The 23,988-nt window shown below is 52.7% G+C and carries 20 protein-coding genes; 12 read left to right on the top strand and 8 right to left on the bottom strand.

What is annotated here, in order from left to right; genetic code table 11:
- Positions 1-37 precede the first annotated feature (37 nt).
- From CRP01_RS15685 to CRP01_RS15665, 5 genes are all read left to right on the top strand, one after another.
- Positions 38-994, top strand: a complete 957-nt coding sequence (locus CRP01_RS15685) for a PorP/SprF family type IX secretion system membrane protein (protein WP_099151018.1) — start codon at positions 38-40, stop codon at positions 992-994.
- A 67-nt stretch (positions 995-1,061) separates the two neighbouring features.
- Positions 1,062-3,086 (top strand): OmpA family protein, encoded by a 2,025-nt coding sequence (locus CRP01_RS15680; RefSeq protein WP_099151017.1) that lies wholly within the window; start codon positions 1,062-1,064, stop codon positions 3,084-3,086.
- A 114-nt stretch (positions 3,087-3,200) separates the two neighbouring features.
- Positions 3,201-3,665 carry a hypothetical protein gene (locus CRP01_RS15675; protein ID WP_099151016.1) on the top strand — a complete coding sequence of 155 codons (465 nt, stop codon included), beginning with the start codon at positions 3,201-3,203 and terminating at the stop codon, positions 3,663-3,665.
- 10 nt (positions 3,666-3,675) lie between these two features.
- Positions 3,676-4,677, top strand: coding sequence for an alpha/beta hydrolase (locus CRP01_RS15670; RefSeq protein ID WP_099151015.1), 1,002 nt, complete (start codon positions 3,676-3,678; stop codon positions 4,675-4,677).
- A 101-nt stretch (positions 4,678-4,778) separates the two neighbouring features.
- Positions 4,779-5,657 (top strand): 3-keto-disaccharide hydrolase, encoded by an 879-nt coding sequence (locus CRP01_RS15665; protein ID WP_099151014.1) that lies wholly within the window; start codon positions 4,779-4,781, stop codon positions 5,655-5,657.
- Between the two features lie 79 nt (positions 5,658-5,736).
- Here CRP01_RS15665 and CRP01_RS15660 read toward each other — a convergent pair whose 3' ends face one another.
- Positions 5,737-6,120, bottom strand: coding sequence for a DUF2237 family protein (locus CRP01_RS15660; protein ID WP_099151013.1), 384 nt, complete (start codon positions 6,118-6,120; stop codon positions 5,737-5,739).
- A 92-nt stretch (positions 6,121-6,212) separates the two neighbouring features.
- On the opposite strand from CRP01_RS15660, the gene CRP01_RS15655 reads away from it, so the two are divergent.
- From CRP01_RS15655 to CRP01_RS15640, 4 genes are all read left to right on the top strand, one after another.
- The gene (locus CRP01_RS15655; RefSeq protein WP_099151012.1) at positions 6,213-7,370 is read left to right on the top strand and encodes a hypothetical protein; all 1,158 of its coding nucleotides are present in this window, start codon (positions 6,213-6,215) and stop codon (positions 7,368-7,370) included.
- Positions 7,371-7,399: 29 nt separating this feature from the next.
- Entirely contained in the window at positions 7,400-8,503 is a 1,104-nt protein-coding gene (locus CRP01_RS15650) for an Ig-like domain-containing protein (RefSeq protein ID WP_099151011.1), read from the top strand.
- Between the two features lie 238 nt (positions 8,504-8,741).
- Positions 8,742-10,409, top strand: a complete 1,668-nt coding sequence (locus CRP01_RS15645; protein WP_099151010.1) for a DUF1800 domain-containing protein — start codon at positions 8,742-8,744, stop codon at positions 10,407-10,409.
- Positions 10,410-10,512: 103 nt separating this feature from the next.
- Positions 10,513-12,099: a DUF1501 domain-containing protein gene (locus tag CRP01_RS15640; protein WP_099151009.1), complete on the top strand. Its 1,587-nt coding sequence runs from the start codon at positions 10,513-10,515 to the stop codon at positions 12,097-12,099.
- A gap of 27 nt (positions 12,100-12,126) precedes the next feature.
- On the opposite strand, the gene CRP01_RS15635 is transcribed toward CRP01_RS15640, so the two are convergent.
- From CRP01_RS15635 to CRP01_RS15615, 5 genes are all read right to left on the bottom strand, one after another.
- The gene (locus CRP01_RS15635) at positions 12,127-12,684 is read right to left on the bottom strand and encodes a hypothetical protein (protein WP_099151008.1); all 558 of its coding nucleotides are present in this window, start codon (positions 12,682-12,684) and stop codon (positions 12,127-12,129) included.
- A gap of 123 nt (positions 12,685-12,807) precedes the next feature.
- Entirely contained in the window at positions 12,808-13,377 is a 570-nt protein-coding gene (locus CRP01_RS15630; RefSeq protein ID WP_099151007.1) for an AAA family ATPase, read from the bottom strand.
- Between the two features lie 55 nt (positions 13,378-13,432).
- A complete protein-coding gene (locus CRP01_RS15625; protein ID WP_099151006.1) occupies positions 13,433-14,611 on the bottom strand; it encodes a dioxygenase family protein in 1,179 nt (392 codons plus the stop codon).
- Between the two features lie 69 nt (positions 14,612-14,680).
- Positions 14,681-15,481: a LytR/AlgR family response regulator transcription factor gene (locus CRP01_RS15620; protein WP_099151005.1), complete on the bottom strand. Its 801-nt coding sequence runs from the start codon at positions 15,479-15,481 to the stop codon at positions 14,681-14,683.
- A gap of 132 nt (positions 15,482-15,613) precedes the next feature.
- Positions 15,614-16,387 carry a methyltransferase domain-containing protein gene (locus tag CRP01_RS15615; protein ID WP_099151004.1) on the bottom strand — a complete coding sequence of 258 codons (774 nt, stop codon included), beginning with the start codon at positions 16,385-16,387 and terminating at the stop codon, positions 15,614-15,616.
- A gap of 283 nt (positions 16,388-16,670) precedes the next feature.
- On the opposite strand from CRP01_RS15615, the gene CRP01_RS15610 reads away from it, so the two are divergent.
- Positions 16,671-19,829, top strand: coding sequence for a sensor histidine kinase (locus CRP01_RS15610; RefSeq protein ID WP_099151003.1), 3,159 nt, complete (start codon positions 16,671-16,673; stop codon positions 19,827-19,829).
- Between the two features lie 5 nt (positions 19,830-19,834).
- Positions 19,835-20,584 carry a LytR/AlgR family response regulator transcription factor gene (locus CRP01_RS15605; protein WP_099151002.1) on the top strand — a complete coding sequence of 250 codons (750 nt, stop codon included), beginning with the start codon at positions 19,835-19,837 and terminating at the stop codon, positions 20,582-20,584.
- Positions 20,585-20,598: 14 nt separating this feature from the next.
- Here CRP01_RS15605 and CRP01_RS15600 read toward each other — a convergent pair whose 3' ends face one another.
- Positions 20,599-21,183, bottom strand: a complete 585-nt coding sequence (locus CRP01_RS15600; protein WP_099151001.1) for a DUF6940 family protein — start codon at positions 21,181-21,183, stop codon at positions 20,599-20,601.
- 155 nt (positions 21,184-21,338) lie between these two features.
- Here CRP01_RS15600 and CRP01_RS15595 point away from each other — a divergent pair, with 155 nt between their 5' ends.
- Positions 21,339-22,571: an ABC transporter permease gene (locus CRP01_RS15595; RefSeq protein ID WP_099151000.1), complete on the top strand. Its 1,233-nt coding sequence runs from the start codon at positions 21,339-21,341 to the stop codon at positions 22,569-22,571.
- 96 nt (positions 22,572-22,667) lie between these two features.
- On the opposite strand, the gene CRP01_RS15590 is transcribed toward CRP01_RS15595, so the two are convergent.
- A complete protein-coding gene (locus tag CRP01_RS15590; protein ID WP_099150999.1) occupies positions 22,668-23,975 on the bottom strand; it encodes an amidohydrolase family protein in 1,308 nt (435 codons plus the stop codon).
- Positions 23,976-23,988: the final 13 nt, after the last annotated feature.

The raw sequence follows: 23,988 nt of genomic DNA, 5'->3' as shown, positions 1-23,988 counted from the left end.
TCACCATTTTTTTCAAAATTACGCCAACATTACGACCATGAAAAAGCTATATATCATTCTTGTTTCCTGCTTTGTTTTTTCCGCGCTGAACGCACAGCAGGAAGAGCAGTTCTCTCAGTTCATGTACAACAAACTGGCTTTCAACCCCGCCTACGCGGGGAGTAAAGACGGTATTTGTTTCACCGCTGTATCCCGCAACCAGTGGATCGGTGGTCCGGAGGGAACACCGCAGAGTCAGTTACTGACCTTCAGTATGCCGATGTTCGGCCGGAAGGTGGGGCTCGGAGCAACCGTATCCCGGCACACGATCGGTCTGACGGAACGCATCTCCGCCGAGGTATCCTACGCCTACCGCATTCCAGTAGCCTTGGGTTATCTGAGCATGGGGATCCAGGGTTCGGTTCGGCTCATCCGCATCAACTTCAGTGAAGCAGTTACGACCCAGCCGACCGGTACGGACGGAGCTATTCCCGGCGACCTGCAAAGTAAATACATCCCCAATTTCGGGGCGGGGCTTTATTACCACAACACCCGCTTCTTCATTGGCGTTTCCGCTCCCCGACTGCTGGGCAACAGCATCGATCTGGCGGAAGATGATGTGATCATTACCCGCGAAGTGCCCCATATTTACTTTACCGGTGGTATGCGCTGGGACCTCAATGCCAATTTGCAGTTTCAGCCCCAGGTACTGTTGAAATACGTCCGCAATGCGCCCTTTGAAGGAGACGCCAACGTCAACTTCATTTTTATGAACCGATTCACTACCGGTGTTTCCTACCGTTTGGGCGGTTCCAAGCGCAGTGGGATCGGTGAAGCGGTCGGTCTGATCGGCGGCATTCAGATCTCCGATGAGCTGTTTCTGGGTTTGTCTTATGACTATACCCTTTCGGAAATTCGTTATACAACCGGCGGTTCGGTGGAAGCCGTGGTGCGCTACTGCATCGGCGGCCAGTCGGATGATGCGGCAGAGTTCGTAAGTCCAAGGTTTTTCTAACAGGCTGGACAGGAGTTCAGCTTATCTACGTCAAAAGGGGTAGTTTTGCCCTCCAAAACGTTATAAAATGAGACGGTCCTTATCAATGATGCTACTGCTTGCTTTCACAGTGAGCCTTGGTTTTGGTCAGAATAGAAACAAAAAGATCGAATCGCTCTACAAGCGGGAAGATATCAACCGGGATATCCGGGTGTATAACGCCAGTTCGATCAATTCCTCGCGGATGGAATTTTCTCCTTCCTTTTACCAGGGAGGTATGTACGTTTCTCAGAACCGTAACGGACTCATTGATGAAAAGACCGGCCAGACTTTCAATGAATTATTCTATGCGGACCTCGATCCGAACGGACTGCCGATCCGGCCTTCCAATTTCTCGGTCGAGATCAATTCCGAACGGCACGAAGGACCGGTGGCGCTCAACCGCCAGTTTGACCGCATTTACTTTACGCGTAGTAACGTAAAGCACGGCGTGACCCGGGCCGGAAAAGATAAAAAGGTCCACCTCAAGATCTACGAAGCCCAGCGGGGTGAATTCGACTGGGAGCACCAGAAGGAATTGCCGTTCAACAGCGACGATTTTACCTGTATGCACCCTGCGCTTTCGCCGGACGGCAATAAACTATTCTTCGCATCCAACCGTCCGGGCGGATACGGGGGCATGGACCTCTACTCCGTAGAACGCAAAGAAGGTCGCTGGGAAAAGCCCCTCAACCTCGGACCGGATATCAATACGGCGGGCAATGAAGTATTTCCCTTCCTGCACGAGAGCGGTATGCTGTTCTTCACTTCGGATCATCATAAAGGCTTTGGCGGTCTCGATATTTTCATGATCGACATCAGCGGCCGGAAATGGGGCCGGGTGATCAACCTCGGAGAACCCTTCAATTCAGCCAGCGATGACCTGGGACTTATTCTCACCAAGGACGGCGAACAGGGATACTTTACTTCCAACCGGGAAGGTGGTGCCGGTGGTGACGATATCTATTTCTTCGAAGCCGCCGGTGGTATTCGTGGGATCGAACTCCCCGAAACTTTCGGTTTAGTTGCGACGGTATACGACGGTCAGGCCAGCCGCCGTCTGCCCGGTGCGGATATCCGGATCTTCTACCGAACGGACGATGGACTGATCGACGATCAGAGCTTATACGATCTGGAACTGCTACCCAGTGAGGGTTACGGGGAAATGGTCATGAAACTGGTACGAAAAAAAGAGAAATTCCTCGGGGATCCGGATGTCAAGACCGATAGAAACGGTGAAGGAGTGCTCCAGATCGAAGAGGACCAAAAATATGTGATACTGGTCTCGAAAGACGGCTACACCTCCAAGGAGATCGCGTATTCTTTGAAAAAAGATGCTCCGTTGCGCCCGCTGGAAGTGGTGCTCGATCCGAAGAACTGCATAGAACTGACGGGTACCGTTCGTTCGGCGGCGGCCAGTAAGCAGCTGATCCCGGGAGTACTGGTACGTATTCTCAACCAGTGTGACAATACCGAAATACTCACCCGGACCAAATTCGACGGGGTTTTTGAAGCCTGTCTGGAGATCGGCTGTGAATACACCATTATTGCCGAAAGGGGTGGCTACGAACCGCAGCTTACCCGGATCTCCATGGAGAAGATCCGCGGCCGACGTTCCGCAGAAGTGGAAATGCAGATGACTCCCATGGACGAATTTTCCGAAAAGGAACCCATTCGCAAGGGGACCGTTATCGTTCTCGAGAACATCTACTACGATTTCAACAAATCTGCCATACGCAAAGGTGCGGCCCGCGAACTCGAAGGCCTGGTGCGACTGATGGATACCTACAAATCCATGGAGATCCGGCTGGGCGCTCATACCGATTGCCGGGGAACGGATGAATACAACCTGAAGCTGTCCGAAAAACGGGCGGAATCAGCGAAGCAATTCCTGGTGGACCGGGGTATTGAGGCCGACCGCATCAAAACCCTCGGTTACGGTGAAACCCAGCCGCGCAACCGCTGTGACTGCGACATTGTGGAGTGCTCGGAATCCGAACATCAGTACAATCGACGTACCGAAGTCAGGATCATCGGGATCGACGAAGCGGTGACCGTAAATTACCGTCGATAATCTTATTTTCCCTGGCGGAAAGCTTCCGCGCTTGTCAATAAGCTGGAAAACTCCTATTTTTCTGCAATTGCTGCAGCCCTGACCTATTCACCAGTTGATTGTCAATCGTCAAATATGAACGCAAAAGAAGTTTTCCGCCAGACCAATATCCTGTACTTTTCCCTTCTAGCGGGGCAGGTTTTGTTCTGCTCCGTGATCGTTTTCGCCATCTTAAATCCGGAAACCCGTCAAACAGGCTGGCCCGAAGGCACCTATGGCCTATTGGTACCGGCCATACTGGTGGGCGTGCTCCCACTGGTATTTTTCATCAACAACCGGCAACTGAGCCAGGGCTCGGAAGAGGAAAATCTTCCGGCCAAAATGGCCCACTACCGAACGCTGGTCATTCTCCGTTCGGCGCTCATCGAAGGGGTTAATCTCTTCAGTCTGGTGATCCTGCTCCTGGAAAACAACACAACCTTCCTGATCTTTTTCGGTGCCGGTCTGCTGTTGTTCCTGTACTTCCGGCCGTCTATGAATGAGTTCCTGCAACACTACCAGCTGGACAGTGGGGAGCAAGCCGAATTTAACTACCAGTAAAGGTCTGTTTATGAAAAAGTTTTTCATGATCATCGGACTGGTCCTGCTGGCCTTGATGATCCTTTTCGCGCTTGGCCCCAGTCCGGACAAGCCATCTCTCCGCATTGATCTACCCGAGGTATCCAATGACCTGGGCGCACTGGAAACTTCGATCCGGGATGCAGAACGGCAGGTGACCGGCTTGAAACCGGACAACGAAAGCCGGATCTTCTGGCGGGACTCCATTCCGCAGAAGACGCCCTACAGTATCGTTTACCTGCACGGTTTTACCGCCAGTTGGGCAGAAGGCGAACCCATTCACCGGGAATTTGCGCGGCGCTACGGCTGCAATCTGTACATACCGCGGCTGTACGCCCACGGCCTCAGCGATAAAGATGCTATGCTGACCTTCGATTCCGACAGCTTACTGGCTTCCGCCGCGGCGGCTCTTGCCGTTGGGAAACAAATCGGTGAAAAAGTGATCCTGATGTCGACCTCCACCGGCGGTACGCTTTCCCTGATGCTGGCGGCCAAATTTCCGGAGATCGCCGGCATTATTGCCTACTCACCGAATATCGCCATTGCCAATTCCGCTGCTTTTTTGCTGAACGGCCCCTGGGGGCTCAACATCGCCCAGATGGTCTACGAAGGAGAATACCGGACCTACGATGCGCCCGAGAATTACAAAAAATACTGGTCGACCACCTACCGGCTGGAAGCTCTGGTGGAACTGCAGAATCTGCTGGAATACGGCATGACGGAAGCGACCTTTGCCAAAGTCACCCAGCCTTTTTTTCTGGGTTATTATTATAAAAATGAAGAAGAACAGGACCCCGTAGTTTCCGTAGCGGCCATGCAGGAAATGTTTCGGCAGATCCATACGCCTCCGGAACAGAAACGGGAAGTGGCCTTTCCCACCGTCGGCGATCACATTCTCGCTTCTTATCTGAAGTCCCAGGATCTCGATACCGTACGCGCCGCGACCTTCTCTTTTGCCGAAGAAGTGCTCCGCTTAAAACCTCAGGAGAATTAATCCCCCGATACGGGATGGTGTTTTTTTATCCGAAAACTTTAAGTTAGCGGGTGGGAACGGTAATCGTTACCGGGCCAGTGAATTCATTAAATACAAAAGAAATGAGAAACCTAACTTTTTTGCTGCTCCTATGCGGCAGTCTGTTTTGGAGCGCCTGTAAATCAACCTCTTCGCCGGAACAGGCCGCTAATGACCCGGAAAAAGAAGAATGGATACAACTATTTAACGGCAAAGATCTCGACGACTGGATCATCAAGATCCGCCAGCACGAAGTCGGAGATAATTTCGGGAATACCTTCCGGGTGAAGGATAGCCTGCTTACCGTAAATTATGACGGGTATACCGATTTTGACAGCCAGTTTGGCCACATCTTTTACAAAGAGCCATTTTCCTACTACAAACTTCGGGCTAAGTACCGCTTTGTAGGCGACCAGTGTCCAGGCGGACCGGGCTGGGCCTATCGCAACAGCGGACTCATGATCCACGGACAGGATGGTAAGACGATGGGCGTCGATCAGGATTTCCCGATATCCATCGAAGTGCAGCTGCTGGGTGGTAACGGTACCGACCCACGGACCACGGCCAATCTCTGTACGCCGGGTACGAACGTGGTGATGGGCGATACCCTGTTCACCAACCATTGTATCAATTCTTCTTCAAAAACCTACCACGGTGATCAGTGGGTAACGACCGAAGTGATCGCCCTGGGGGATTCGCTCATCCAGCATTTTGTAGAGGGTGAAGAAGTATTGACTTACAACAATCCGCAGATTGGCGGCGGTAGCGTATCCGGTCATGATCCGGCTCTGAAGGTGGATGGACAACTGCTGTCCGGCGGCTCCATTTCTCTACAGAGCGAAAGCCATCCGGTAGAATTCATGACCGTAGAATTGCTAAATCTGGAAGGTTGTAAGGACCCAAAAGCGAAAAACTACAAGTCCTACATCGTGAAACACGATCCGGCTTCCTGTGAATATTAAAAATTATGGGCAGTCTATTTCGGTCCACAGATCCCTGCAGCTCGAAAGCTACAGGGATCTGTGCCGTTCAGGCACTTTCCTACGTCTCCTGCGGATGATTAAAGATGGCGTATTCCCGCAGCGCTTCCAGTGAGGTATAGCGCAGTGCATCCTGATGCGTAGCCTCCAGGATCACCGGCGGCGCAAATCCCGCATCGTAAGCTTCCACCCAACGCAGCGCACACAGGCACCAGCGATCGCCGGGTTTCAGACCGGGGAATTGAAATTCCGGCCGGGGTGTAGTCAGATCATTTCCCCGCAGAAAGCTAAATCGCAAAAACGGAGCCGTCATTCGGGCGCAGATCAGATGCCGTCCGGTATCCTGCGGACCCGTCCGGCAATTGCCGTCCCGGTAGAATCCGGTTCGGGGATTATTACAACAACTTTCGAGGGGTTCACCGAGTACATTTAAGGTAGATTCCATGATCTTGATTCCACAATTTTCTTGGCCAGTATATATTTTGATGGGGGAATTTACGATATTACAAGAGAAATCACATCAAAAATCCGATTGTAATGAAAAGACAACTCCTAAGCTTTTGCCTGGTAGTGGCCTGTCTGTGGTCCTACGCTTCTCCCGAAAATTACGAACGATTAACCAAGGATTTTGTGCGCGGACAGGCCGCTGTACAAAGCATGAGCGTGCTGACCTTCGGCCCGGAAGGCATTCTGTTTATCGGTGATTCCAAAGCCGGTAAGGTCTTCGCACTCGACCTGGAAGATCGCGAGGCGCCCGCCGAACGCAAACCTTTTTCCATGGAAGACGTGGAAGGCAAACTCGCCGCCCTGCTGGGCACGGACCCCAGAGGCGTGGTGATCCACGATCTGGCGGTCAATCCGCTTTCCCAGCACATCTATCTGGCGGTTTCCCGTTCGGATGCCAAAGCGCTCGGCTTCTGGAAAACCCCAAATGATCTGGCTTACGCCGGCATACTGCTGCGGATCGATCCGGAAGGCAACATCAGTGAAGTTTCCCTGGATAATATCCGGCATTCGATGGCCGATGTACCCAGCGTGGTCAAGGGAGGGGAACAAAACTGGCGCAAAAGCGACAACCGCACCGAAGCGATCACCGATATTGCTTACCACGACGGCAAGCTCTTCGTTACCGGCCTCAGCAACGAAGAATTCGCCTCGGCGCTCCGGGTGCTCAACTTCCCATTTAAGAAGAAAGCGACCACCACTACGATTGAGGTCTTCCACGTGGCCCACGGGAAGTCCGAAACCGAGGCGCCGATCCGGACACTGATCCCGTATGACCTTAACGGGGAAACCTACCTGCTGGCGACCTACACCTGCACGCCCTTCGTCAGTATTCCGCTTTCCGAAGTGAAGGACGGTCAGCATGTAGTCAGTAAAACCCTGGGCGAATTTGGCTTCGGTAACATGCCGATCGACATCATCACCTACAAGCAGGGCGACAAATCCTACATCCTGATGTCCAATACCTCCAAAGCGCTGATCAAGATCGACCCGGAGGATATTACCAAGATCAAAGAAGGGCTGACTGAACCGCTCAAGGATGGTGAATACGCCGTTGGCCTGGAGCACTCCGTGCTCTCCCGCGTGGGCATTACCCACATCGACAATCTCAACGAAGAAAATATTCTGACGCTCCAGCGGATGCCGAACGGCGATCTGAATCTGAATACCTATCCGAATCAGTGGATGTAAGCAACGAAGTGCTCAGAAAAATAAGCATATTGTTTACCGTGTTGGTAGTTTTGTCCGGAGGGTTGTTCCCTCTGGCAGCCCAATCCCCGACGGCACCCGAATTGGTCGTTTCGAAACAGGACGATCAATTCGGGACCGTTCGCTGGGTCCTGCCCGTCAGACACGCACCACTGGCCGAAGATGCGGGTCCGGCCGTTCTCCGCGTTTACACCCAGGCTCCCGGGCAATCTTTGGATCTGCCGGCGGTGATGGGGCGCTACTCACAAAATCGCGACACCCTCTTTTTTCGGCCTCGTTTCCCTTTTCTGGCCGGTCGCACCTACTACATCTGGTACGTTGGGAATGAGACGGCACAAGTCATACCGGTCCTTATTCCCCAGTCGCAACTCGTAGCGCCGCCCACGGTAACCGCTATTTACCCGAGTGCGGATCTCTGGCCCGCTAATCAGCTCAAATTTTATATTCACTTCGATCAGCGGATGCGGGCCGGATATCTAACGGACTATCTGCAGCTTTTCGATGACGAAGGGACCGAAGTCATCGCCCCCTTTCTCGACATGGCCCAGGAACTGTGGGATCCGGAACAACAAAGGTTAACCGTGTGGTTTGATCCCGGTCGCATCAAAAGCCTGCTGATCCCCAACCGGGAAATGGGACCTCCACTCCGGCCCAGGCGCACGTATCGGCTGGTGATCCGCAAGGGTTGGCCGGCTGCCGGCGGCATTCCCCTGGCCGAAGATCAGATCAAAGTCTTTCGCACGGGGAGCAAAGACAGCCAGAAACCGGATCCGGCTACATGGGACATCCTCTGCCCGGCGGCCGGGAGCAAAACCCCCTTGAGGATACACTTCCCGGAAGCGATGGATAGGGCACTGTTGCAGAGTGGTCTCGCCGTATTCGATGACCAGGGAAACCTCCTGGAGGGCGAGATCCGGGTCGGGCCGGAAGAAAAGAGCTGGAGCTGGCACCCCGACCAAACCTGGCAATCCGGCACCTATCGCCTGCGAATCAGTACGGATGTGGAGGATCTCGCCGGTAATAACCTTGTCCGGCTATTCGATGCGCCGGCCGAAACCGAAACCGGTAACCAGGCCGCTCCGCCCTATTTCGAACGGGTCTTTACGGTCCGGTAAACTTCCGACGTTCCGTATTCTTTCATCCCACGGCTCTGCCCCTTCATCTAAAAATCGCCTTGCTCCTGGACTCCGGCTCCCGAATTCCTTATCTTTACCATCCTTCCCGGACAAATTATCATCACAAATTACTACCAATCAAATAGTCTTTCTATTCGATGTCTACGGTCGGATGGCCAATGCCTGGCGACTTGCGCAGGAACATTGATCGCTGCCGGCCTTACCATAATTTCAGTTGATGAGCTACAAAAATTCCCGAAAACGGACGGCCCCCACCTTCTATTCCAAAGATGCAGCAGGCGTACAGGCTTTCGACAATCCCCCACCGGGGCTTGAACCCTACAGCGGAGATTGGGGGCTACTGCAGGTTTCCCACCTCCTGCGTCGGTTGATGTTCGGGGCGAAGGCGGAAGATGTAACTTACCTGCTCAGCAAAACGCCCGAAGAAGCGGTGACGGAGCTATTGAGCCCGAACGCAGCCTCTCCTCCCCTGCCGGTAAACGACTACAATGGGTTCAACGAAGAAACGATCGATGATCCGGATGTGCCCTGGGGAGCAACCTGGATCAACGCCCCTTTCAATACTGATATTGAGGCCAGCCGTATCGGCTCCCTCAAAGCCTGGTGGGTTGGTAATCTGATCGAGCAGGACCGGTCCATTCTCGAAAAGATGGTCGTTTTCTGGCACAATCATATCCCGATACAGTTCTATGCCGTTTTTCACGCCCGTCGCAATTACGACTACCTGATGACGATCCGGCGACTGGCTCTGGGTAACTTCAAAGAACTCATCCTCGCGCTTACCCTGGATCCGGCCATGCTGTTCTATCTGAACGGGCAGTACAATTCCGTAGGTGCTCCGGATGAGAATTATGCCCGCGAACTCCAGGAATTGTTCTGTATCGGTAAAGGCCCCGGCGCAAATTTCACCGAAAGCGACGTGCAGGCTGCCGCCCGGATACTAACCGGCTGGCGTTTCAACTGGGATACCAATGAGATCTATTTTGCCTTCTGGGAACACGATACGGAGGATAAACAATTCTCTGCCTTTTACGGCAACCGGCTGATCACGGGACGGTCGGGAGAAGCCGGCGTACAGGAGCTCTCCGAATTGCTGGATATGCTCTTTGCTACCGAAGAATGTGCGCTGTTTATCTGCCGGAAGATCTATCGCTTTTTTGTCCACCACGACATTGATGAGCTTACGGAAGAACAGGTGATCGAGCCTCTGGCCCAGATCTTCCGGAACAGTGACTATCAGATCTTACCGGTATTAAAAACGCTGTTTTCCAGCGCCCATTTTTTTGATACCAGCCGACGGGGAGCTATGCTGAAAAGTCCATTCGACTACCACATCGGCATGCTGCGGGAATTCGGCAATCCAATCCCCGACCGGTCTATGCTGCGGGACCGCTTGCAGCACAATCTTTCCATCGTCTGGATGGGAGACATCCAGCAGCAAAGTATCGGCGACCCACCCAGCGTTTCGGGCTGGCCGGCCTACTACCAGGTTCCGGTATTTGATAAATCCTGGATCACGACGGATTCCCTGCCGCGCCGGGGGCTGATCGCCGACTGGTTGCTCTGGAGTGGCATTGCCACCGACAATACCCAGGTGCCGCTCGATATTCTCAGCACCGTGGCCCTGTTACCGAATGCCGAAGATCCGAATGCGCTGGTCGATATCCTGGCGTCCTGGCAACTGGGTATCGATATCAGCGGTGCACTGCGCAGTCGCCTGAAATCCATCCTGCTCTCCGGGCAGATCAGTGATTATTACTGGACCGACGCCTGGCTGGCCTATACGGCTGACCCCACCGATGAAATGAAAAGGGAGACCGTTCGCAATCGTCTGCTGGCCTTCTTTTATACCTTTTTACACCAGGAAGAATATCAATTGTGCTGAGTCTTAGCCGGTAAAGGGCCGGATCCGATGCCAATACTGGATTGAAGCAACCAATCTGAATACCGGGTATTTTTCGATAAGTCAGATCAATGAAAACAAACCAATGAAAAGAAGACATTTTCTAAAATATAGCGCAGCGGGAGTAGTATTACCCAATCTGATCAACGGGTTTGGAATAAAAGCACTGGGTGCCAATCCCTGGATGAGCGCCCTGACCAATACCACAACGGATACGGACAAAGTACTGGTGCTGATCCGGCTCGACGGCGGGAACGATGGCCTGAATACCGTTGTCCCCCTCGATCAATACGGCAAGCTGACGCAGGTAAGGCCTCAGGTCGTCCTGCCCGAAAACAGTACGCTCCAACTGGAAGGCCAGGATCGCGTTGGACTCCATCCGGCCATGTCCGGCATGCAGTCCCTCTACAATGAAGGAAAGCTCAAGATCATCCAGTCCGTAGGCTACCCCAATCCTAATTATTCCCATTTCCGGGCTACTGATATCTGGATGAGCGGATCGGACGCCGACCAGTTGGTCAACTCCGGTTGGGCCGGGCGCTATCTACACGAAGAATTTCCCAACTTCCCGGCAGAGTTTCCCAATCAGGATATGCCGGACCCGCTCTCTTTGGAAATTGGCGCAACGGTTTCCCTGGCTCTACAGGGGCCGTTTGCCGCCATGGGCATGTCCGTAGTCAATCCGGCGGAATTTTACGAATTGATCAATGGCGTACAAACCCCGGCTCCCGCCACACCAGCCGGCGAACTGCTCAGCCACGTACGCACTGTCAAAAGACAGTCCAATGCCTACGGACAGGTGATCGTGCAGGCCTTTGGTAAAGCCGGAAATATTGCCGAATACCCCGGGGAGAACTTCCTCGCCGAACAGCTCAAGATCGTGGCCCGGCTGATCGCCGGCGGCTTAAAAACCAGGATCTATATGGTATCCATCGGTAGTTTTGACACGCACGACAACCAGGTGGTCACGGATAACACGACCCAGGGAGAACACGCCGAACTGCTGAAACGGGTTTCGGAAGGGATCAACGCTTTCCAAAAAGATATAGAAGCGCTGGGGGTGGCCGATCGCGTCACCGGAATGACCTTTTCGGAATTTGGCCGACGCATTATTTCCAACTTTAGCAACGGCACCGATCACGGCGCTGCCGCCCCCCTGTTCTTATTCGGCAAGGCGATCGAAGGTGGCGTACTGGGAGATAATCCCGATATCCCGGTGGATGCGACCGTTGAAAGCAACCTGCCCATGCAGTACGATTTCCGGTCTGTATACGCTACTGTGCTTAAAAATTGGTTCTGCGTGCCACCGGATACACTCCGGGATATTCTGTACCGGGACTACCAGGACCTGCCGGTATTCTCCACCGTGAATTGCCTGCCTACATCGGTGAGGGATCGTAACCTCCAGGCCGGTCGGCAGCTACTCAATATCTATCCCAATCCGTTTACTTCCTGGACCCGCCTACGATTCGAGAGTGACGGAGGGCCGGTCATCCTCCAGGTATTCAACAATGCCGGCCAGTTGGTTGCCAATCCCGCCAACGGTATATTTCCCCGGGGAGAACACCAGGTCGACTGGCACGCGGAAGAACTACCCGCCGGGCAGTATTACATCCGTATTCAATTGGGAGGATTGCAGCAGGTGCGGGGGTGTTTGAAGGTAAGGAATTAAGTAGTTGAGATTCGGTAGTTCCAGCCGTTACTCTTCCCGGTAAGCTTGTACTTCTTCCGCACTTACGAGCGGCTTCCAGTCAGGGTCTTTATGGAATACTTCTTCCTCGTCCCGGTAAGTTTGGGGTTCAAAAAAGGAAACGCCTTCTTCCGTGGCAAAGAAAAGGAGTTGTTCTTCTCGGACCATTTCAGCCCTGGAAGTATAGCCTTCTTCCTCCATGGTGGCGTGGTTGAGCTCTACGTAACAGACCCCGCAAATATCCGCCGGCTCGTATAAGGCTTGATAACCACATACTTCACAGGTGAGTAGGACCTCTTCCTGCGGAGCCGGTTTCAGGCCGATGATCAGGCCGAAAACTAATATCGTCATCAGGAGCAGGCTCCCGATCTTAAGCCAGGCCGGACGCCCCTGCAGGATCAGATACAGGCCTCCACCCAACGCCACGCCCATGACGGTCAATACCATCCTTAAGACCATCTCCGGAATGTTGAAGTCGAGGCTTTCTCCCAGAGCGGGTAACAACAAAGCAGGCACTACGACCAACAGAAGATCCGGCAGTTGATTTTTGTCCTTTTTTTCAGTCATATAGCGCGAAATATTCCCACCAAATTTATCTGAAACTTTTCACATTATCCAACAAGGAATCTGTTGAATTGCCGGGTTGATACGTGCCAAATTCCGAATACGCTGGTAAGCTGTAGTGCTATGCTAATCGCCAAGGCCAAACTCCCGGATCACCCGCTCCGCTACGGCGGTAGCCGATAGATCGGAATTATCGATCCACAGATAATTTGCTTCCCCGATGCCCGATCCGTCCGTATTCATCTCAAATTCTTCTTCCATTTCGCGTACGCCCCGGTCGGAGCTTTCCACGTCTCGCTTACTCGCTTTTGCGGCCAGTCGCCGGGGCGTTTTGTTCCTTTCCAGCCGGACATCCATGGGGGCATACAGCTCTACGAAGTAGAAATCCCAATCGTGGGGTTCAAAGTGCGCCTTGATCTTCCGGACGTATTCCCAGTCTTCTTCCAGATCAAAAGCCCAGACGAGGGTGAAGATGAGGCCCTTCAGCGATTTGCTCTGCGCGGCAGTTTTAAATACCAGATCCCGGATGCCCTGATTGACGGCTTCAAAATCTTCTGTGCCGTAGGGGAACATACTAAGCGCCAATTCGATGGAATAATGGTTGTGGAACAGTTTGTAATCCAGCCGTTCGGCCAGATGCTCACCTACCGTCATTTTTCCGACCGCAGGAGGGCCGGTAATCAAGATGAAATTCATGGTAACTTTATTCTGCGGACTCTAGATTTGGCCGCAGAATAAAGTTAGCCTATTTCTAATGTTTTTGAAACGCCGGAAGATAAAAGATATCGTCGGCCGTTGCATCCAGCCGGGAGGAGATAAGCTCAAAATGCTCATTTGTGGCGCTTAGATTTACGAATTTATCAATGATGCGGCTATCCCGGTAGAGCACAATAGTATTGGCGGCTTTGGAATTGATCTCCATCAGATCCACTTCCGATTTTTTATCGGCAAATGAAGGCACGTAGGTAAGGGCTACCCGTTCCAGGCCGAGATCTTCGCCCAGCTGCCTCAATTGCTTTTCGGCCTCCCCCGCATTCTCATTTTCGTAGATCAAATATACCTTCAGGTATTGCTGGCGGGCAGCGCTTTCGTTTTCCAGATACGTCAGCCATCTGCCTGTTTCTTCCCAATCCTGGTTGTTGTGCCCCACAAAGAACAAAAGACCGTGGTACCGTCCGTATTTACACACCGGGCAGGTTTTGGATCCGGCGTCCGGCCCCCAGACGTGGTAAGGCGTGAAGGAAAAGACTTCCTCTCCAACCGCTTTCCCGGAAGGTAATACCTGCCCCGTAGTGGGGGTATAACCCGGCACATTCAGTCCGAGGATAATGTCCCGCCGACCTACCAGCAGATCGCCCTGCCGGCGCAGCCGCAGGATCCCGCTGCCACCACGATTTTCCTGCCCCTTGCGCGCTTCAGAGTTCAGCAGAGGATCATCGTCAAAAAAATAGGCATCGATCCAGTAACGTTTGCCGTCCGGCTCCTGGATCAGGGGATGGATATGCCGGGGTTCCGTGCGGCTGGGGTAAGTGCCCGGGAGGAATGTGTAGAAGGTATACTGCCCGTTCTCATCCGTTTTCACCCAGCCCTGGTGGTAAGTGTAGGATCCCGGGCCGTTAGCGTTCGACCGGTTTTGGTATACCCCCTTTTCGTCGGTATGATAAATATAGACCACTACACCCGGAGCCGGGGTTTTCCCATCGGCCTGATAAACGATACCGGTGATCTTTAATTTTTGGGCGCTGCCCGCAAAATCCGGCAGGGTATCCACCGCCCTTAGTGCGGCGTAATCGTACCCCTCGATAGCATGGCAGATTTCACACGGCCCGCCCACCAGACGGCTTTTTTTCGGTGCCGGTCCGCTGCCGGGTTGCGACTGGCAGGCTACCACCAAACACAAAAAGAAAACATGGATCAACAATTTCATCATGTCGGTTTTTTCGGTTGAAAGTAAGCCCCGGAAAGGCGACAAACCACAAAAACCGGCTATCCTGAGTAGTTATCGGGCTAAGTGGAGTAGTTCTTTGCGGCCGTCGGCGTAATTGCGGCTCCACCGCAGCATTACTCCGCTGTGGAGCAGGATATCATAATCACCGTTGGAGCGGGACCTCAATTCCCGGATCTCCCGCACATTCACGATCGTGGACCGGTGTACGCGCAGCATAAGACCGGGGTCCAGCTCCGAGTGGAGTTGTTTAAGGCTGGTGCTCATCAGATATTTCCCACCATGGGTCACCAGGCGGCAATAGGGATTTTCGGATTGGATATATTGGATCGCTTCTACCGGAACGGGAATAACCTTTTTCCCCTGCCGGACACTTAAAAATTCCGGATAGTCTGGTGGCGATGCCGGTAATTCGTCGGCTTGGCGTCGCCGGTGCCGGAGGTAGACGATCCCGGCGACCATGATCAGATAGCAGCATAAAACCGGCAGTCCCTGGTGGGAGAGCAGGTATTCTTCCACGCCCTTAAAAGTAAAGGGACGCCTCATGAACAATTGAGCGATCCCGGCGGTCAGGGCACCGGCCAGCAGCAAATGTCCGACGGCCATTCCCAGGGCGATCCCCGGATACAACCAGCGCCGGGTAGGTCTGTAGGGTAGGCGTTTCAGACCATACCAAAGCAAAAACACCGCCGGCAGAAAAAGCATCCAGACGATCTTGAACAGGAGTGATTCGGAAAGATAAAATCCGCGGTCGAGTAGAATGGAAGCGATCAGGTCCTGGAGTACCGTGATCACGACCAACAGGGTGATCGCCAGCGGCAATCCGTATTCCAGTTTTTGTTTGGTGAGGAGCATAACAATTGGGTGTAGATGAATGGATCCGAAAAATTACAACGAAATTTCCGTACCAACGGAAAGGATCAAGATACTTTAAATTTCACCCAATTGCTACCGATGGCCGTAGCCTTACCGGAGTCCCATCGTTCCCTATTGTTTGATGGCCAGCAGGGAGATACTTCTAAGTCCGTATCGGCTCAGGCAATTCTCTTTCTTTCGCAATAACTGCCCGTACTGGGAATTATCCTCCACGATCACCATTTTCATACCGGCAGCCTCGATCCACTGGATGTACGCTTCCAGCATTACCGCTCCGTCAAAATGATCCGGCCGGTATAGCTCGCGCGCTTCTCCTTGCCCCGGAAATGAAGTCCGGACCACAATATCGGCAAAGACCAGTCGTCCGCCCGGCTGCAGAATACGGCCGATCTCCCGGAACACCCCCGCCTTATTGGATGCCCGGTGGATCGCCCCGTTACTGATCACCATATCCGTGGAGGCGTCCGGCAGAGGTAGGCGGTCGATTTTCGCGGCGTAAAATTCGATACCTTGCAGTTGGTGGGCATCCCGGATATTCCGGGCTTTTTCCAGGAGTTCCGTGGACATATCCAGTCCGACCACACTTCCCTCCACTCCGGTGTACAGGGCGGCAATAAAACTGTCCGTCCCCGAACCGCAACCCAGATCTACCACCCGCTCTCCCGGGCGGAGTTCTACCAGGTGAAAAAAGTAACCGACACCCGTAAACGATGAGATCGCCCCGGCGGGTATGCGACTGATCAGGGCATCCGGGTATCCCATTTGCCGGGCCGTGGGGCGCCGCAGATCTTCTTTTGGAGGTGAGGTAAGATGCTGGTGGTCACTTTTGAGGGGCTCTATCTTACGTAAGTTTTCTCCTTCATGCCGTTCTAATAGAGGTTTCATTCGGCTGATTTTAAATAGTTTCCATTCGGTTTCAATTACAAAGCTACACCCCGCCGGGCTTTCCTATAGCGGCCATTTAGCCGTTCTGTGCTTTGGCTTTTTACAAGCGTAATCTTGCCGAACGGGGCTTAATCTGCAATAATTACGCTTTAGCCCGAACTTAGAATCAGTGAACATTTACTTCTACTAAGCGATAAGGCATTTTCACTCATTAACTTTGGAAAGAAAAGCAATAAGTAATACCTTCAATGTAAGCTAACGGTCTCTAAAATCCTCAACGCCATTGCTTCGCCCACTAAAGATATATTTCCTTGCAATACTGGGGTTCCAGTTCTCACCTCACCTCTCCGGCCAGGAAGATTATCACTTTGAGCAATTTGTAAAGATCAACAGTAGTGAGGACGTCACACTTCGTGCTTCTATTGAGGAAGGTGCGAACGGCTTCATCTGGATGGCTACCGATAATGGGCTTTGCCGTTTCGACGGCCGGAGGTTCAAGTTTTACAAAAACGATCCGAAGGACCCTACTTCCATTTTTTCCGATCAGGTTTTCACGGTCTTACCGATCGGAGATGAGATCTGGACCGGAACCCTGCAGGGAATTTCCGTACTGAATATTCATACCCACGAGTTTCGCAATTACCAGCTTGGTGAATCCGGTAAGGTAGACAGTCTCACCACCAGTTCCCGCAAGGATGTACTCGCGATCCTCAAAGATCGTCAGGGAGATATCTGGATCGGGACCAAATTCATGGGCCTCTGGAAGTACGATCCGGAAAAGGATGATTTTGAATTCTACGCGCCCTCCTATTACCCGGACTATCTTACCAGCAATTTTGAAGCACGGATGGTGGGTTCTATCGAACAATCCCGCACCAACGATTCGATCATCTGGGCGGGTACGTCTACCGGTCTGATGGAGCTCAACAAATACAGTCGTGATCTTCAGTTCCACCATTTCCTCCACGAGGATAAGGCAACTTATTCGGGCCTGAATACGATCCGCAGTCTTTATCATCACGACGACGGGCGGGTCTATGTCTCCACCTGGGCCAAAGGGGCCTATTACTTCGATCCGGTCACGAAACAGATGAACCTGATCCAGGCGGTTAACGATACCGCCCAGCTTCTAAGCGCGCTTCCGGTAAGTAGCGTGGTCCCGCAGTCCAATGAGACCATCTGGCTCACTACCGGTAAGGGGCTGTTCCTCTACTCTACCAAAGAGAACCGTATACTCTACAAGACACTCAACGACAACCGTAATAAACGTTACTACGGTATTCGATTACTCGACAAGGGCCAGCGCTACTGGTATACCAACCACCAGGGATTATTTCTGTACGACCCCTATATCCAGCAATTCCATACTTATTCTTTTGCGCCCCACACCGACGGGGAAACGAATTTCGTGTTTCTCCAGGATTACGATGCGGAAAAGGATGAGATCGTTATCTGCCCCCGGGTGACTAAAGAACTTTACTTTTTTAATCGAAAGAATAATACCTGGGGCAGCTACCCTTTCCGAAATCTTTCCCGCTACAAAAAGGAATATAACTGGCTTCAGATCTATGGCTTCGGTCAGCTTGGACGGGACGAATATGTACTAGCCGCTCAGGAGGGGCTGTTTCTTTATCGTCCTTCCAGCGGACTGCTGAGCCCCATTCTGAACGATCCGGCTACCAAAAATATCTGGTTTACGTCCCTGGAAATCTGTAAAGACGGTAAGCTCTGGGCCGGTAGTCTCGATGCCGGCCTGTTCCTGGTGGATCCCCACCGAGGCACCTATTCCTCTTTTGTCAATGATTTTCTCATCGATAACAAACTGGTCTCCCGCATCGGGGATCTTTTAGAAGACAGTGCGCACAATGTCTGGATGAAAAGAATGGACGGTTTCAGCGTCTACAGCCGGAAAGATGATAAGATCCACAACTTTCTGTTTTCTGTTGACCCGGCCCGAAGCTTCGCGGTGGTCAACGGCTTCGCCGAAGACAAATACGGCCGGGTATGGACCTGTAGCGAAGAGGGCCGGATGGCATATATGGAAGTAGCCCATCCGGAAAAAGGGATAATTGCGAAAACCAGCATCCGGGATGCCGGCGTGGAAGGCCACATTTATGCGCTGATCAGCGATCCGGAGGGCAACATCTGGGGAGCGACCAATAAGGAGATCTTCCGCATTGACCGGGAAGGTCGGGTGGTCGCGCATTTCAGTCTGAAATACAGCAGTTTCCCCATCGATTTTTTCGGAATGTCGATGCTTCCCGACGGCCAGTTGGTCATCGGTGGGCGACAGGAGATCACGCTGACCTATCCCCTGCGTCTTACCCGGAATAAGGAGGTCCCCAAACCTTACCTGACCCAGATCAGCGTTCGGCAAAAGCCCCACAACGCGGCCTACCCGATGTTTGGCGGAGCGCCCCTGGAACTCCGTAATAACGAGAATTTCTTTTCCCTCGCCTACGCCGCTCAGGCTTATACTTTTTCGGAAAACATCCGTTTCCGATACCGCTTGAAGGGACTCGAGGAGTGGATCGATGCCGGCGACCAACTGGTGGCCAACTACACCAGCGTTCCGCCCGGGGATTATACCTTCCAACTGATGGCGGCCAACAACGAAGGCATCTGGAATGAGGCCATCCTGGAAGTGCCCGTAATTGTTAATCAGGCCTGGTTTAAAAGTTGGTGGTTTCTGACGCTCGTTGCCCTTTGCCTTTCCGTCCTGGTCTACAGCATTTTTCAGTACCGCATCCAGCAGATCCGGAAAGAGGAAAAAATTAAAACCGCCTACGAACGAAAACTGGCGGGCGTGGAAATGAGTGCCCTGGTTTCCCAGATGAATCCCCATTTCCTGTTCAACAGTCTGAATTCCATTGACAGTTACATTATCAAAAATCAGTCCTTCAAAGCTTCCGAATATTTAAACAAGTTTGCTCATCTGATGCGTCTGATCCTCCAAAATTCCCGCACGACCTACATCAGTCTGGAAAACGAGATCTCCGGTCTCGAGCTCTACCTGCAAATGGAATGCATGCGATCGGCGGGCGGCTTCACCTATAATATCAACATTGCTCCCGATGTGGATGTCCACCACATAGAGATCCCGCCCATGCTGATCCAGCCCTACGTGGAGAACGCGATCTGGCACGGACTACGGCACCTGAACGGCGGGGAAAAAGGACGGGTGGATATTTCCCTCGACATGCACCAGGAAAAATTGCGCATTGCCGTCAAGGATAACGGCATCGGCCGGGTGCAGTCGGCCATTCTACAGAAAAGAAAATCCGGTAACCATAAAAAATCGATGGGGATGCAGATCACGCAGAACCGCATCGAAATGATCAACAAATTGTATCAGGCAGAGGCTTCGGTGGTGATCTCCGACCTCTATGACAGCCAGGGTGAAGCTGCCGGCACCCAGGTTACCTTAACTATTGCAATCTAAAGAATATGATTAAAGCAGTCATCATCGACGATGAACAGCACAGCATCGACACACTGGAATGGAAACTACAACACTATTGTTCGGATGTTTCTATTGAAGCGGCCTTCACCGACGCGGTGGAGGGCGTGGAATTTTTGCAGAACAACCCGGTTGACCTGTTATTCCTGGATATTGAAATGCCCAAATTGAGTGGCTTTGATGTGCTGGAAGAGATCGGCCCATCCATTTCCTTTGACATTATTTTTGTGACCGCCTACGACTCCTTCGGGATCCGGGCGATCAAATTCAGTGCGCTGGATTACCTCCTAAAACCGGTGCAGAATAAGGAACTCGTGGCCGCCGTCAACAAACACCAGCATCGGGATGTACGCCTGTCTTCCATGCAGATGGATCAGCTCTTCCAGAATGTAAGAGCGGAGCGGAACGGCCGGCCCGGTAAAGTAGGGCTGATCTCCCGGGACAGCATTGAATACGTGGATCCCGAACAGATCATTCTCTGTGAAGCCAGCAGTAATTACACCCTCATTCACCTGATGGGAGAGCCCACCCGCCTGATCTCCAAAACCCTCAAGGAATTTGAGACCATGCTGCAAACCTTTGGCTTTTTCCGGGCCCACAATTCGTATGTGATCAACCTGGCCCACGTCAAAGAATATGTCCGTTCGGACGGCGGTTACCTCATCATGAAAAACAAAGTGAAGGTGCCGGTATCCAAAAGCAAAAAGGAGGAACTCCTGATGTTGTTATCCAATTAAGGTCGGCAGGCCACTCAAAATCGGGACTGCCGGTAAGGACCGTGGGTATAGTATTTCGGGTAGGAGTCCAGGCGTACATGCAGCCAGTAGACTCCCAGCCCGGAAGTACTCAACCAAAGCACGGTGTCCGATATTTTTTGCCGATAGGTTCGTCCCACTTCCTGCCAGAAAGCATCCACCTGGCTTTCCGGGCCGTGACGCACAAACTGTCCCAGATGCGGATAAGCGGACTTCTTCCCTTTGGGCGTAGGTACCACCAGCGTAGCATCTCCTCCGAGATTGTCAAAAACCACGACCGGTTCTTCCGTATGAAAATACGACCGAAATGCCTGCCCCATCGGGCTCACCCGGGCCAGCGCATTGCTGTTGACCAGCACAAACTCAAATGGCCGGTCAAGGTCTGACCGGACGATCGGCGGGAGTTCCCAGAAAAAAGCGGGAAAAGGCGCTGCTGCGAGCAGATCATTGTAAAATTTCCTGAATTCACGGTCCGCTATCCAGGCATCGATCACCTCCTGCACGGACAGGAGTCGATAGGACTTTTCCAGCTGAAAGTGTATGGTCTGCGGGTTGAGTTTTGTTTCCTTACTGTTCCACATAATTGATCGATGAAATGGGTATTTGTCGGGGATTAAAAGACCAGCGATCGAAAAGGTGAAGTTTTTTACATCTCCAAATTGACTGCCTTCGTCCAATCTTTTTGGCGGCCTTTTTCCGGTTGCGCACTTTTGGCCCTAACAAATGTACAAGCATTATGCTCAAAACGCTACTAGTCTCTGTTAAACAGGCCATTGAAAATATTCGCACCAATTTCTTTCACACCTTTTTGTCCATACTGGGAATCGTGATCGGGGTGGGCGCGCTGGTCACCATTCTCTCGCTCATCGACGGAATGGAACAGTATGCTTACGATCAGATCTCCAGCACGACCAGTCTGGAAGCGGTGATGGTAAGTGCCAAAACCGGCGACCGGGTCAACGGCATTTTTGTCCGTAGGGATTCCGTGGCCACGCTGCATTACGATCATTTCCGGCACGTACAGCAACAAATTTCGCCCACTACCGCCTCCTTCGCCTGGCTGGATCTCAACCGCGTACTATCCGTCAGCGAAGACACGACCGAAGTGGGCGCTTATATCCGCGCTACTCCCGTGCCGATGACGATCCAGCCGAAAAAAGTGGTTGCCGGCCGCAGCCTAAGCACGGGTGATGTGCGGGATAGTACCAAGGTCATTGTCATCAATCAGACTCTGGCCGATAAACTCCGCCCCGATCAGGAGGACAGCAGTCTCCCGGGTCTGCGCCTTCGTCTGGATGACTTCGAACTGGAAGTGATCGGCGTGGTGGAAAATGAAGGACCGAAAGATCCACCCCGGGCGGCCATCCCCATCACTCTGTTGGACCAAAGTTATTTTGAGCAGCAACAGTTGCAATTGCTTTTCCGGGCGCAGAACGTTGAGCAGGTCCCCGCCCTGCGGGACAGTGTGCGTACGGCTCTACAGACGGTTTTTCCCGGCAAGACCGACGATCTGAATTTTATTATCAACGAAACCCGGGTGGATCAGGTGGCCCAGGGCTTTGTGCTGTTTCGGCTCATCATGGGCATGATCGTCGGTATCTCCGTGCTGGTCGGCGGTATTGGTGTTATGAACGTATTGCTGATCTCGGTTACGGAACGAACCAAAGAAATTGGCTTGCGCAAAGCGATGGGCGCCAAACGGAAAGACATCAGCCTGCAATTCCTGGCGGAATCGATAACGGTATCTTCTCTGGGCAGCTTTCTGGGACTGATCCTGGGCATCCTCATGAGTCTCGTGGCGGCACCTATCGTCAAAATGATCCTGGGAATTCCCTTCACCGCTTCCTTTACGGTGGGTACCATGCTGGTGGTGGCTCTGGTAGCGGTGCTGATCGGTATTATTTTCGGGACTTACCCGGCCCTGCGGGCGGCCAGACTCGATCCGGTAGATGCTATTCGACGGGAGTGATCGCGAGTGGAATAAAAAAGCGGAGAAGAAATAGATTATCGCAAAGGCGTGGATTGCCCCCACCTTTGCGATAGATCCTTATCGGTTTATGAAAAATTACTTGCTCAGGCCCGGTTCCCGATCCAGGAACTCGTTATACAAACGAATGTGCCGGCTATCCAGCGGTATATTGTATCCGCTGATGAACAGGTGTTTGATCTGAGTTTTGGGCTCAAAAGGATCACCGTCCGTGACGAACAGGTTGGCGATCTTGCCTTTTTCCAGCGAGCCGATCTGATCATCCAGTCCGAAAATTTCGGCCGGTACAATGGTTACGGCTTTCAGCGCTTCTTCTTTGCCCATGCCATAGGCAGCCGCAAAGCCCGCATTGAAGGGCAGGTTGCGCACATTTTCGGCATCATCGGTACGCAGCGCTACCTTTACACCGGCCTTGTGCAGCGCAGCGGCATTCGTGTAAGCGCGATTGTAGCGATCCGACTGCCGGGTCGGCAGGGAAAGTACCGGTCCGGTGATCACCGGGATCTTGGCCGCAGCGATCTCATCGGCCACGCGCCAGCCTTCCGCAACTCCGGTGAAGATCACATTCAGGTCTTTTTCCTCTACCCAACGCAGAGCCGACTGGATGTCTTTAGCTGCATTCACTTCGACCATTACGGGAATTTCTTTCCGCACTACCGGCAGTAGGGCCGCGAGGGCCGGATTGTAATCCGGCATCATTTCGGCTTTTCCGGCCGCTGCGGAATCGATCCGGTGGTAGAGGTAGGCCTCATCGAAAACATCATTGAGCTTTTTCAGGGCTTTCTCTTCGGCTTTTTTAATGTCTTCATCCGAGCGACGGTCAAAACGTCCGCGACGGCCGGAAGACGGATAATTGATCACTACCGCCTGAAAGTCTCCGTACATCTGCTTAGGTGTATATCCCAGCAGGTGGATCAGGGAAGCCGTGCCGGGCATAACGCCGCCGCTTGGCTTGGTGATCACCGTGGTCACGCCGTTCACCCGGGTTACGGGGATGGCTACGGAGTTAGGATTCACGGCCGTCAGTGCCTGCATTTGCGGCGTAGCGTCACCGATCTCATTGAAGTCTTCCGTCAGACTCACCGAGCCTACTTCCGCCAGACCGAGGCGGGTACCGCCGTCGATCAGACCGGGATAAATAGTCAAACCGGCACAGTCGATCTCCGTAGCTCCGCTAGGGATCGGAAGATTACCGCCGATATCGGCGATCTTGCCGTCACTGATGATCAATGTGCCCTTAACGGTGCCGTTGGTCACGGTCTCGATGGTTGCATTGGTCAGCGCAAAGGTACCGGTCGAGGCTTTGGAAACCTGTTGGGCCAGAAGCTGGTGACTCATCAGTAGCGCCAGCAAGCTGATCCCTATATTTTTTATAATGGATTTCATTGTTTTCTTTTTT

The organism is Flavilitoribacter nigricans DSM 23189 = NBRC 102662, assembly GCF_002646595.1.
GTDB classification, from domain to species: domain Bacteria; phylum Bacteroidota; class Bacteroidia; order Chitinophagales; family Saprospiraceae; genus Flavilitoribacter; species Flavilitoribacter nigricans.
The sequence above is the reverse complement of the archived record's forward strand: the minus strand, read 5'-3'. Positions and strand labels throughout refer to the sequence as shown.

Coding starts and splice junctions, on each gene's coding strand:
- CRP01_RS15685 (WP_099151018.1), top strand. CDS start 38: ATGAAAAAGCTATATATCATTCTTGTTTCCTGCTTTGTTTTTTCCGCG.
- CRP01_RS15645 (WP_099151010.1), top strand. CDS start 8,742: ATGAGCTACAAAAATTCCCGAAAACGGACGGCCCCCACCTTCTATTCC.
- CRP01_RS15600 (WP_099151001.1), bottom strand. CDS start 21,183: ATGTGGAACAGTAAGGAAACAAAACTCAACCCGCAGACCATACACTTT.
- CRP01_RS15590 (WP_099150999.1), bottom strand. CDS start 23,975: ATGAAATCCATTATAAAAAATATAGGGATCAGCTTGCTGGCGCTACTG.
- CRP01_RS15640 (WP_099151009.1), top strand. CDS start 10,513: ATGAAAAGAAGACATTTTCTAAAATATAGCGCAGCGGGAGTAGTATTA.
- CRP01_RS15620 (WP_099151005.1), bottom strand. CDS start 15,481: ATGCTCCTCACCAAACAAAAACTGGAATACGGATTGCCGCTGGCGATC.
- CRP01_RS15615 (WP_099151004.1), bottom strand. CDS start 16,387: ATGAAACCTCTATTAGAACGGCATGAAGGAGAAAACTTACGTAAGATA.
- CRP01_RS15625 (WP_099151006.1), bottom strand. CDS start 14,611: ATGATGAAATTGTTGATCCATGTTTTCTTTTTGTGTTTGGTGGTAGCC.
- CRP01_RS15595 (WP_099151000.1), top strand. CDS start 21,339: ATGCTCAAAACGCTACTAGTCTCTGTTAAACAGGCCATTGAAAATATT.
- CRP01_RS15670 (WP_099151015.1), top strand. CDS start 3,676: ATGAAAAAGTTTTTCATGATCATCGGACTGGTCCTGCTGGCCTTGATG.
- CRP01_RS15680 (WP_099151017.1), top strand. CDS start 1,062: ATGAGACGGTCCTTATCAATGATGCTACTGCTTGCTTTCACAGTGAGC.
- CRP01_RS15630 (WP_099151007.1), bottom strand. CDS start 13,377: ATGAATTTCATCTTGATTACCGGCCCTCCTGCGGTCGGAAAAATGACG.
- CRP01_RS15660 (WP_099151013.1), bottom strand. CDS start 6,120: ATGGAATCTACCTTAAATGTACTCGGTGAACCCCTCGAAAGTTGTTGT.
- CRP01_RS15635 (WP_099151008.1), bottom strand. CDS start 12,684: ATGACTGAAAAAAAGGACAAAAATCAACTGCCGGATCTTCTGTTGGTC.
- CRP01_RS15605 (WP_099151002.1), top strand. CDS start 19,835: ATGATTAAAGCAGTCATCATCGACGATGAACAGCACAGCATCGACACA.
- CRP01_RS15665 (WP_099151014.1), top strand. CDS start 4,779: ATGAGAAACCTAACTTTTTTGCTGCTCCTATGCGGCAGTCTGTTTTGG.
- CRP01_RS15655 (WP_099151012.1), top strand. CDS start 6,213: ATGAAAAGACAACTCCTAAGCTTTTGCCTGGTAGTGGCCTGTCTGTGG.
- CRP01_RS15675 (WP_099151016.1), top strand. CDS start 3,201: ATGAACGCAAAAGAAGTTTTCCGCCAGACCAATATCCTGTACTTTTCC.